This is a genomic window from Traorella sp. mt218 (assembly GCF_055420025.1).
The window spans coordinates 93,321-103,260 of the sequence record NZ_JBVAYM010000007.1 but is presented as its reverse complement, the minus strand read 5'-3'; the positions used below and the strand labels follow the sequence as shown (position 1 = coordinate 103,260).

Annotated in this window: 10 protein-coding genes; 6 read left to right on the top strand and 4 right to left on the bottom strand. The window is 34.6% G+C overall.

Annotation, left to right across the window (positions count from 1 at the left end; translation table 11 throughout):
- The 5 genes from ACZYT3_RS05375 to ACZYT3_RS05355 form a co-directional block, all read left to right on the top strand.
- Window positions 1-323 (top strand): hypothetical protein (locus tag ACZYT3_RS05375; protein ID WP_464087950.1); only part of this gene is annotated, 323 nt, incomplete at its 5' end.
- Window positions 324-331: 8 nt separating this feature from the next.
- Window positions 332-1,609 carry a PTS sugar transporter subunit IIC gene (locus ACZYT3_RS05370; RefSeq protein WP_464087949.1) on the top strand — a complete coding sequence of 426 codons (1,278 nt, stop codon included), beginning with the start codon at window positions 332-334 and terminating at the stop codon, window positions 1,607-1,609.
- A 58-nt stretch (window positions 1,610-1,667) separates the two neighbouring features.
- A complete protein-coding gene (locus ACZYT3_RS05365; RefSeq protein WP_273400919.1) occupies window positions 1,668-3,107 on the top strand; it encodes a 6-phospho-beta-glucosidase in 1,440 nt (479 codons plus the stop codon).
- Between the two features lie 70 nt (window positions 3,108-3,177).
- A complete protein-coding gene (locus ACZYT3_RS05360; protein WP_281627879.1) occupies window positions 3,178-4,392 on the top strand; it encodes a lactonase family protein in 1,215 nt (404 codons plus the stop codon).
- 192 nt (window positions 4,393-4,584) lie between these two features.
- The gene (locus ACZYT3_RS05355) at window positions 4,585-5,745 is read left to right on the top strand and encodes an MFS transporter (RefSeq protein WP_464087948.1); all 1,161 of its coding nucleotides are present in this window, start codon (window positions 4,585-4,587) and stop codon (window positions 5,743-5,745) included.
- 182 nt (window positions 5,746-5,927) lie between these two features.
- Here ACZYT3_RS05355 and ACZYT3_RS05350 read toward each other — a convergent pair whose 3' ends face one another.
- Genes ACZYT3_RS05350 through ACZYT3_RS05335 form a run of 4 tightly spaced genes read right to left on the bottom strand, consistent with a single transcriptional unit; the run spans window position 5,928 to window position 9,104 of the window.
- On the bottom strand, window positions 5,928-6,380 hold the full coding sequence (locus tag ACZYT3_RS05350) for an N-acetyltransferase family protein (protein ID WP_464087947.1): 453 nt from the start codon (window positions 6,378-6,380) through the stop codon (window positions 5,928-5,930).
- A complete protein-coding gene (locus ACZYT3_RS05345) occupies window positions 6,352-7,146 on the bottom strand; it encodes an alpha/beta hydrolase (RefSeq protein ID WP_464087946.1) in 795 nt (264 codons plus the stop codon). Before ACZYT3_RS05345 ends, ACZYT3_RS05350 begins: the two co-directional genes overlap by 29 nt.
- Window position 7,147: 1 nt before the next feature.
- Window positions 7,148-7,900, bottom strand: coding sequence for an esterase family protein (locus ACZYT3_RS05340; protein ID WP_464087945.1), 753 nt, complete (start codon window positions 7,898-7,900; stop codon window positions 7,148-7,150).
- 1 nt (window position 7,901) lies between these two features.
- On the bottom strand, window positions 7,902-9,104 hold the full coding sequence (locus ACZYT3_RS05335; protein WP_464087944.1) for an ATP-grasp domain-containing protein: 1,203 nt from the start codon (window positions 9,102-9,104) through the stop codon (window positions 7,902-7,904).
- Between the two features lie 124 nt (window positions 9,105-9,228).
- Here ACZYT3_RS05335 and ACZYT3_RS05330 point away from each other — a divergent pair, with 124 nt between their 5' ends.
- Entirely contained in the window at window positions 9,229-9,930 is a 702-nt protein-coding gene (locus tag ACZYT3_RS05330) for a copper homeostasis protein CutC (RefSeq protein WP_464087943.1), read from the top strand.
- The last annotated feature ends 10 nt before the right edge of the window (window positions 9,931-9,940 follow it).

Sequence of the window (9,940 nt, the reverse complement as noted above, 5' to 3'; positions counted from 1 at the left end):
ATGAAAAAATGTTAAATATTGTTCTGCTTTGCGCCTATGGAGCTAGCACAGGCATGCTCTGTGACAAGATAATAGATGCGGCAAAAAATATGAATATTGATTGTTCGGTCAATGCATATAGTTATGATGATGCTGATAAAGTAGTACCCCTTGCAGATATTGTTCTGTTGGGACCGCAGATGCGAATGAAATTAAGAGAATGTCAGGCTAAATTTGGAAATCAAGGTATTCCATTCATGGTTATAGATATTAAAGATTATGGAAGAATGAATGGTGCTAATGTATTAAAAGCTGCTTTAGCAGAATTAGAAAATAAAAAGTGAGGGAGTATATGAAAAGGAAAGAATATTTTGATAAATTCGAAAATGCTTTAATGTCACTTGGTGATAAAATGTCCAGGTCTAAAGTTTTTTCATCCATCAGTTCAGCTATGCAGGTTGCAATGACTGCTATTATTGTAGGATCATTTGCCTTATTAATACCATCAATCGAAATTGGGAAATGGCAAGAAATTGTTTATAGTATACCTTATCTCGCTGATATTTGCTGGAGATTATTTGATGTAACCGTTGGGTTAGTTTCACTTTATGTTGTGTTTGTACTTGCTTATGTTTACTCGGGAAAAATTGAATTAAAAGAACAAGTCGGTGTAGCTGTATTTTCACTTGTTGTATTCTATATCATTACTCCGTTTGAAGATGGAACAATTCCAATGACTTGGATAGGAACTAAAGGGATGATTGCAGCTATTCTGATTGGAATTTTAGTACCTTTAGCTATTAAATTTTTAGTATCACACAATATTGTAATTAAACTTCCGAATAGTGTGCCAAAGTTTGTACAAGATTCATTTATTTTATTGGTTCCGGCAATTATTATTTTTTCAGTTGTCTGTTTATTAAGCTTAATCGTAGCAAATACTTCATATGGAGATATCCATAATATGATATTTACATTAATTCAAACACCTTTGAAATCAATTGGATTGTCATTGCCTGGTATTTTATTAATTAATATCTTAGTTTCATTGGTATGGTGGTGTGGCATTCATGGCGATGTTGCGGTAAATGCATTAGGTGGACTTCTATCTGTAGCCGAGCTTGAAAATTTAGCAGCAACCCAAGCAGGAACCGAATTACCAAATATTGTTACTTCGACATTTTTCAATTCAGCTAATCCTGGCGGGTATGGACAATTGTTGATTCCAGCAATTATTGCAGTATTATTTTGTAAAAGCAAAGAAATAAAAGCGATTGGAAAATCAGCAATCATTCCAGCTATTTTTACAATTGGTGAGCCGGTACTATTTGGTATGCCGATTATGTTTAATCCATTCTTATTAATTCCAATGTTGATTACAACGTCATTTAATATTATTTATTGGTATGTTTTAATTTCACTTGGTATTGTTGGCCGCTTTGCCGGTTATGGAATTTCTTGGACTTGTCCTCCTATCTTGATGCAACTATTAGGAAGTTCAACTCCAATTAGAGCTGCGATTGCTGCGGCAATTATGATTGTAATTGATATTTTTGTTTGGCTGCCATTCATGAAAGCTGAGGATAAGCAGAAACTTAGTATTGAGCAAGCAGCAACAGAAGAAGAATAGATGTGTTCAGAAAACTGCTTATTTTGAGGTTTATAAAAAATTGAGAGGGAGTGCTTAAATGGGATTGAAGAAAGATTTTTTATGGGGAGGTGCTACAGCTGCTAACCAATGTGAAGGAGCATATAATGTTGATGGAAGAGGATTAGCCAATGTTGATGTAATTCCATTTGGAAAAGATCGACAAATGGTAACTAAAGGGATAAAACATATTTTAGAAATAGATCATGAACATTATTTTCCGGCTCTTAAGGGTATCGATCACTATCACAGATTTAAAGAAGACATTGCTTTATTTAGTGAAATGGGATTTAAAACGTATCGGTTAAGTATTGCTTGGACACGCATTTTTCCTAATGGAGATGAGGAAAAGCCAAATGAAGCCGGTTTAAAATATTATGAAGAATTATTTAAAGAATGTCGTAAATATGATATTGAACCTTTAGTGACTCTTACTCATTTTGACTGTCCGATTTATTTGATAAAAAAATACGGTGGATGGAAAAATCGAATTTTAATTGATTTCTATAAAAAGTTTGCAAAGGTTGTGTTCACACGTTATAAAGGATTAGTTAAATATTGGTTAACATTTAATGAAATTAATATGATTTTACATTTGCCTTTCTTAGGGGCAGGTATACTATTTGAAGAAGATGACCATAAAGAGCAAATTCTTTATCAGTCGGCTCATCATGAATTGGTAGCAAGTGCTTATGCAATTAAAATAGCACATGAAATAGATCCTGACAATATGATCGGATGTATGATGATGGGAGATGCAATATATCCACATACCTGTAATCCTGAGGATGTATTTAAAACCTTAGAAACCAATCGTGATGAATATCTATTTATCGATGTACAAGCCCGTGGATATTATCCGTCCTATGCACTGAAAAAATTTGAGCGAGAAGGAATAAATATTAATATGACAGATGAGGATTCTCGAATTTTGAAAGAAAATCTCGTTGATTTTATTAGTTTTTCTTACTACTCATCTTATGTAGAGAGTGCAAATACAGAAATTTATGACAAGGCTGAAGGAAATTCATCTGGAAAAATGAATAATCCATATCTGAAAAGAAGTGATTGGGGTTGGTCAATTGATCCACTTGGTTTACGCATTAAATTAAATGAATTATATGATCGTTATCAGAAACCTTTATTTATCGTAGAGAACGGTTTCGGAGGAAAAGATGAAATAATAGATGATGGTAATGGATCGTATACAGTTAATGATGACTATCGTATTAATTATTTAAGAGAACATATTAAAGCAATGAAAGATGCTGTAGAAATCGATGGTGTTGATTTAATTGGTTATACATCATGGGGATGTATTGATCTTGTAAGTGCTGGGTCAGGTCAAATGTCGAAACGTTATGGCTACATCTATGTTGATTTAGATGATAGTGGTAATGGTACGATGAATCGATATAAAAAGAAGTCGTTTTATTGGTATAAAAATGTGATCTCAAGTAATGGAGAAAATTTAGATTGATCGAATTTAAATATAAAAATTGTTTAACTGTTATGAAATTATGAAATATTAAAGAAAGGAAATAATAAATATGAAAAAAACAATGGCATTATTTGGAAGCTGGGGATGGTATGGAGAGAATTCAAAACCTGGTATCAATGTGTGTGAATATGATGATGGAAAATTTAAATCAATTAAAGGCTACTATGAAGGAGTGGTTGTAGGATCACCTGTAGTTATTTCTGATAAGGGAATATTATATTTTATCAACGAAACCAGGGATACTGCCGATTTAGCTCGTGAAGGTGGATATGCATATGCAGCTAGATTATGTGGAAAAGAAATCATTCCAATAAATCAGATCAAAACATATTCAACGAATCCTTGTTATTGCGTACTAGATTCAACGCAGCAATATTTAGTGATTGTCCATCATGCTTCTGGTCAAGATTATGCCAGTAAGATTTATAGAGATGAAAATGGCAAAGTTAGAAGTAAAGTTGAATATGATGACGCCGCTGTTGAATTAGTTAAAATTAATGAAGATGGAAGTTTAGGAGAAATTTTAGATTTTCATTATCATGATCCAGCATTTCCGGGAAAGAGATCATTTTTACATGGAGTTTTTAGAATTCCTGACACAGATATTTTTATGGTTGTTGATAAGGGATTGAATAGTGTGTATACATATACTATTAATTATAATCTCGGAAGATTGGTTCTATTAGATGAAGTAGAATTAAAGTATAATGCCGCACCAAAATATTTAACATTCGTACCTGGAAAAAAACTAGCCTATGTTTGTTACGAATTGGATCCATCTGTTGCGATTGTTAAATATGATGATGTAAGTGGTAAACTAGAACATTTAGGTGACTTTCCACTGCAAATTGAAGATCGAATTATGTGTGGCCAGCAGGATTTTGCTTATTCTCCAGTCAAAGATATTATGTATATCATTATGTATGAAATGGGGGAAAATGCCGTTAAAGCAAATGCTGATGTAAAGAAATTGAATAATAGCTGGAGTAATTTTTCTCATAATTGGGGAAAATCAGATACTATAATTGGTGTTTATGATATATCTGATAGTCTAAATCCAAAATTGATCCAATATGTTTCTACTGAAAGACAGGGATGCAGAAGAATGAATCTAACACCTGATAATAAATACATTCTTGCGTTTAATACTTCTTCTAATGAAATTAGTCGATTAAGAATAGAAGAAGATGGTAAATTAACTCTTTTGGATCATCAGGACTGGCATGCTCCTGAAAATGTTACATACTTTGAGTTGGAAGAATAAATAATTGAAAATTTCAGTCTTATTATTAATCTAACATAAAGGCAATGTATTAACATGCATATTATATAATAAAAAATGTTAAACGTTATAACCCTGTAAATGAAATTGGCTGATTTTATCTTATTTTTAGCTGATTATTTACAGGGTATATTTTATTTTTTTAAACTATTCGATATATTAGGAGGTATGTTGATGAAAGAATCACTTTGGACTAAAGATTATATATCAGCTATAATGATTCTAATGCTCTGTCATGTCGGGCCTTATTTATTATTATCTGTAATTACTGTTATTGGCAAGCAACTTACGGGTTCAGATACATATGCAGGTATGCTTGCATCTGTATTCTCACTATTCAGTATGCCAGCATCTTTCATTGGCGTTTGGCTTCTTGATAGAATTGGCTATAAGAAATCGATGTTATTATCAATTTTAATTTTAGTAATTGTTTCGGCTGGATTTATAGTATCGAATTCTTATTGGATATTATTTTTTTTAAGAGGTTTTCAAGGGTTTGGATATGGTATGGCGACAACAATAATTAATACCTATATCGTAAGTTTGGTACATAAAGAAAAATTGGTAGAAGGCGTTGGATATGCATCCTTGACGAATTCTTTAGGTGGAATTATAGGACCGAGCTTAGCTTATACAATTCTTGGTAATCAATATAATAGTTTCTATGAATTATTTATTGTTTTACTTTTGATAGAGTTGGTAACTTTTTTAATGGTATTGTTTACAAAAAATATCGATAATATGAATATGCGTAAAAGAGAAATCAGTTTAAAATCTCATGTTGATTTTTCGATATTGCCAATTATGATTCCTGTTATAGTAGCTTTTTTAAATAGTATGGCGAGTAGCTCTTTATCCTCTTTTTTAACACTTTATGTCGTTGAAATGGGAATTGGTGAAATTGGTTTATATTTTACAATCAATGCTATAGGTTTATTTGTATCTAGGTTTACGATGAAAGCATTAAACGATAAATTAGGTCCGGATAATATTATAAAAATATGTTGTATCATTTTATTTGTATGTATATATGTCATTTCCATTGTTGATACATTATGGCAAATATTAGCTGTTGCTTTTCCAATTGGTTTTGCGACAGGTACAATAGCACCAATTATCAATGTTGATATCATCAATCAAATGCCTGATTCGAAAAGTGGTTTAGCTAATGCTTTATTTTCTTCTTTTGTGGGATTAGGATTTGTATTTGGAGCAACTTTTTGGGGAATGATATCGAATATTTTGTCATATTCATATATGTTTAAATTATCTTCGTTTATATATCTTATTGTTTTAGTACTAATCGGTACTCAAAAAAAGCTTTTTAAATCCTAAAATAAATTATATAATCATATTTTTATATTTATAATTGTTGTGTTTAAAAATAGTTTAATACCACATGCATAAAAAAGAAGTGAATCTTATCTGCTTGCACTTGTAAAAGAAGAAAAGGCAGATGAGATACAATTATTAATGGAAAACTACTTAGAAAAAAATGGATAGCGCTTAGCTGTCCATTATATTTTTTTTCCATAATTATAGCTTTGTATCTCCATGCCATAAGATTCATAAAGATGACGGGCCTCCTCATTAAAACTCCAAACCATCAGCTGCATCCGTTTGGCATCTAAGCGTTTGGCCCGACAGACGGACTCGTCTAATAATGCCTTGGCAACACCTTGATGACGGGCATGCTGGCATACGAACAGATCGCTGATATGTAAGGTCTTATCCTTAAATGCCGGATTTTCAAAGACATTAGCCAGACAATAACCTAAGACATTTTTTTCTTCTTCAGCAATCAGTGCAATTCGGGAATCACCGATACAATTTAAAAATTCTTCATATGAATAAGGATGTTCGGTATTTTTGAAAACATCACCCATCTGTTCTACATGGAGTTTTTGAAGCTCCATGGCCATTTTATCTATAACAGGATAATCACTTTCTTTTATATTCCGTATTTTCATCTTGTTTTCTCCTTTGAATTCCCAGATCATGTAAGAAATTTGGAATTTCTTTTTCCCAGCTGGCTTCATTATGATAACCAAACTCATAACAATGCATATAACATTTTGCACCCTTTTCCGTTAAGATGCGCATGACGCTCAGATTCTCTTCGACTCCTCTTGAAAGAGCCCGTTTCGTACGCCATTCATGGCGTCCAAAGCTGATATAAAAGATGGAATCCTCCAAGTCATCAAGCTTTCTCAAGTCACAGAGCAGACGATCTAAGACATGCTCATAATAAGGGGAAAGGCAAGCGCTTCTTGAATAAATATCGGCATGCATCGCACCTCCGTAAACAGCCATCAAGCCGCCCATCGAGCTGCCTCCAAGATAGGTGTGCTCACGATCACAAAGCGTAGGATAATGAGTATCTATATATTGTTTCAGATCTGTTGTCATCCACTCCAAAAATAGCTTGCCGCTTGCCTTGACATTTCCCCATTCATCATCATTAAAGCTGTAAGGAGAAAACTCACGCAAACGATGGTTGCCTGTATGATTACATTCGATACCGACCACGATACAGCGGACATGATGCTTCGTAAAGTATTGAAGAAGACCCCAGCTCTTTCCATAAGTAGCATCTTCATCTAAAAACAGATTATGTCCGTCAAACATATAAAATACCGGCAGACGTTCATCTTTGTTCAAATGATCCGGAACATAGATGTGCAAGGTACGCATTTTCTTCAGATAAGGAATGAAAATCTCTTCTTTTTTCAACATGTCAGACAAGCCTTTCTACAAAATAAGGAAACTGGATCAACCACCATGGCCAGTCATGATTGACATCTTCTCCCCATAAATCAACCCATGCATCTACCTGCAGGCGTTCAAACTGTTCCTTTAAGATTCGTGCATCTTCTTTCGCCTCATCTTCCCATGCGCCCTGACCACAGCAGATGATGATCTCTCCTTGACGATACTGCTCCACCAAAGGATGATAAGGATGCAAGTGCGGCAGATAATCTACTGGAGAATTATAATAGATCGTTTCATCATTGTAGTTAGGGAAAAAGTAACCGGCATGGAAAAGACCGCTCAAAGACAAACAGCCTCCAAAGATATCCGGTCTTCTCAGATAGAAATTAACCGCATGATAGCCGCCCATGCTGGCACCGCTTAAGATCGGTTTGCCGATATGATCCTCATGGGATAATTCATGATGAATCTGATACATACGAGGAATAAATTCATCACAGATGTAGCTGAACCACTGCTCATGCCACATGATCCGTCCATGATAGTCACCATCAGCACTCCATGTTTCCTCATCAATACTGGACACACAGAAAAGCATGGCTCTGCCACTTTCAATCTTATCGGCAATCGTATCGATCATGCCATTATTTTCAAAATCATAAAATTTGCCATTCTGGCATGGAAAAATAATAAAGGGACGGCCGCTATGTCCATAGACCTTAAATTCCATGTCACGATCTAATTTATATGAATACTCTTTAAAATATTGAATATGCATCTTATATAACCTTCTTTTCTTTCTCTAACGTATAATGTGCAAAAGCAATGGCTTCTTCCTCCGTTACAAAACGTGCCATAAAGGCATCATTTCCCATTGCATTCGTAAAAATTTCCGGCATCCGCTCATACATGACGATATGATCACGGTAACGTTCAAAGATCATCTCATTGGAATGAGCATAGTGATGGGCATCTCGTTTAGCGGCATATACACAGACATAGGGACGCTGATCCGGATCAAAAAAGCCTTTATCATAGCATACCATATCGGCCCAGATCTGATATACGTTGATATCATTGGCATAATTCATCATATCCGGCGTATATCCTCCCGGCGGACGCATATTTACTTCTAAGCCGATGATATCATTTTTCTTTCCCAGACCCTTTTTATCTTCATTTAATCGGAAAAATTCACAATGAAAGAAACGGGAATTAGAATCAAAGGCCTTAATGACCCTTCTTCCGGCATCCTTTAAATCTTCAGGAATGACTTTTTTAGAATAATACCAGGTATCCAGCTGGTCATTGACCAGATTCATGACAGGATCGGGAAAATAATGACTCGTTTCAAAAACGATATCCTTCTTTGAATTACAGATGCCATCATAGGATACGATCGTACCATTCACAAATTCTTCCATGATATAGGGAACAGAAGGAAGCTTATCATAAAAATCTTCCAATTCTTCATCATTTGTCAGTTTATAGGTCGCATAAGCGCCGACACCATTATCGGGCTTTACAACGACCGGATATCCCACTTCTTTGATGAAAGCTTTTGCTTTCTCTAATGTAGAAACCATATGATAACGAGCAACAGGCACCTTTGCCTTTGCATAAAATTCTTTCATCTTGCTTTTAAATTTAATACCATCAATACGATCATTTTTCAAACCGGTATTGATATTGAAATCCTCTCTTAGCTGTGCATCTCTTAAAAGCCAGTATTCATTATTGCTTTCAAGCCAATCAATCTTTCCGTACTTAAAAGAAAAATAGGCACAAGCCCTGAATACCTCATCATAATTTTCTAAACTGTTGACCTTGTAATATTCACATAATGATTGTTTACAAGCATCACTGAGCTGATCATAAGGAGCATCCCCGATTCCAAGGGTAGTGACACCATTATTTCTTAAGCATTGTGTAAAGTTATAATAGGTCTTTGGAAAATTAGGCGATAAAAAAACAAAATTCATGTCGAATCCCCCTTTTGTCATATTTTATCATTAAATAGGAAGTGATTCAATTTCATTTTCATGATATGCGATAAAAGAAAAAAAATAGGGATATTTATAGTATAATAAATAAGGAGGTATCATAATGATTCATGGAATAAAGATAGAAATATGTTGCGGAACGATAGAAGACTGTATCTGTGCAAATGAATTTGAGGTCGATCGTCTTGAATTAAATTGTGCTTTGGAGCTTGGAGGACTGACACCGACAGTAACGACTTTGAAAATGGCAAAGAAGCTGACAAATTTACCCATCTGCTGCATGGTGCGTCCACGTACGGCAGGCTTTGTATATACAGAGCTTCAAATAGAAAATATGATGCAGGATGCGAAAGAGCTTTTATGTGCCCAAGCGGATGGCATTGTATTCGGTTTTTTAAATAAAGATCATACGATCGATATCGAGCATACAAAAAAGATGGTCGAGCTGATCCATTCCTTCCATCGTGAAGCTGTTTTTCATAAAGCTTTTGATGAATGCGAGGACTTAGACAAAGCCCTCCAGACACTGATCAGCTGTGGTGTGGACCGCATATTAAGCGGTGGCGGTAAATGTACGATCGAAGAGGGCAGTCAGATCATTGGTCAGTTATATCAGAAATATAAAGGGAAGATCGAATTGCTTGTCGGCGGTGGCATTACCCCTTCCAATATAAAAGATATTGCGGCAAATGCCCAAAGCGGACAGCTTCATATGACTGCGAAACAAACCTATTATGATGACGGCAATTATGTGGCAGTTGACAGAGAAACATTAAGAAAAGCGTTAAAACAATTAAAGGGATAATAAAAAGGCT

Excerpts from the sequence above, each read along its gene's own strand:
- ACZYT3_RS05370 (WP_464087949.1), top strand. The coding sequence starts at position 332 with ATGAAAAGGAAAGAATATTTTGATAAATTCGAAAATGCTTTAATGTCA.
- ACZYT3_RS05365 (WP_273400919.1), top strand. The coding sequence starts at position 1,668 with ATGGGATTGAAGAAAGATTTTTTATGGGGAGGTGCTACAGCTGCTAAC.
- ACZYT3_RS05360 (WP_281627879.1), top strand. The coding sequence starts at position 3,178 with ATGAAAAAAACAATGGCATTATTTGGAAGCTGGGGATGGTATGGAGAG.
- ACZYT3_RS05355 (WP_464087948.1), top strand. The coding sequence starts at position 4,585 with ATGAAAGAATCACTTTGGACTAAAGATTATATATCAGCTATAATGATT.
- ACZYT3_RS05350 (WP_464087947.1), bottom strand. The coding sequence starts at position 6,380 with ATGAAAATACGGAATATAAAAGAAAGTGATTATCCTGTTATAGATAAA.
- ACZYT3_RS05345 (WP_464087946.1), bottom strand. The coding sequence starts at position 7,146 with ATGTTGAAAAAAGAAGAGATTTTCATTCCTTATCTGAAGAAAATGCGT.
- ACZYT3_RS05340 (WP_464087945.1), bottom strand. The coding sequence starts at position 7,900 with ATGCATATTCAATATTTTAAAGAGTATTCATATAAATTAGATCGTGAC.
- ACZYT3_RS05335 (WP_464087944.1), bottom strand. The coding sequence starts at position 9,104 with ATGAATTTTGTTTTTTTATCGCCTAATTTTCCAAAGACCTATTATAAC.
- ACZYT3_RS05330 (WP_464087943.1), top strand. The coding sequence starts at position 9,229 with ATGATTCATGGAATAAAGATAGAAATATGTTGCGGAACGATAGAAGAC.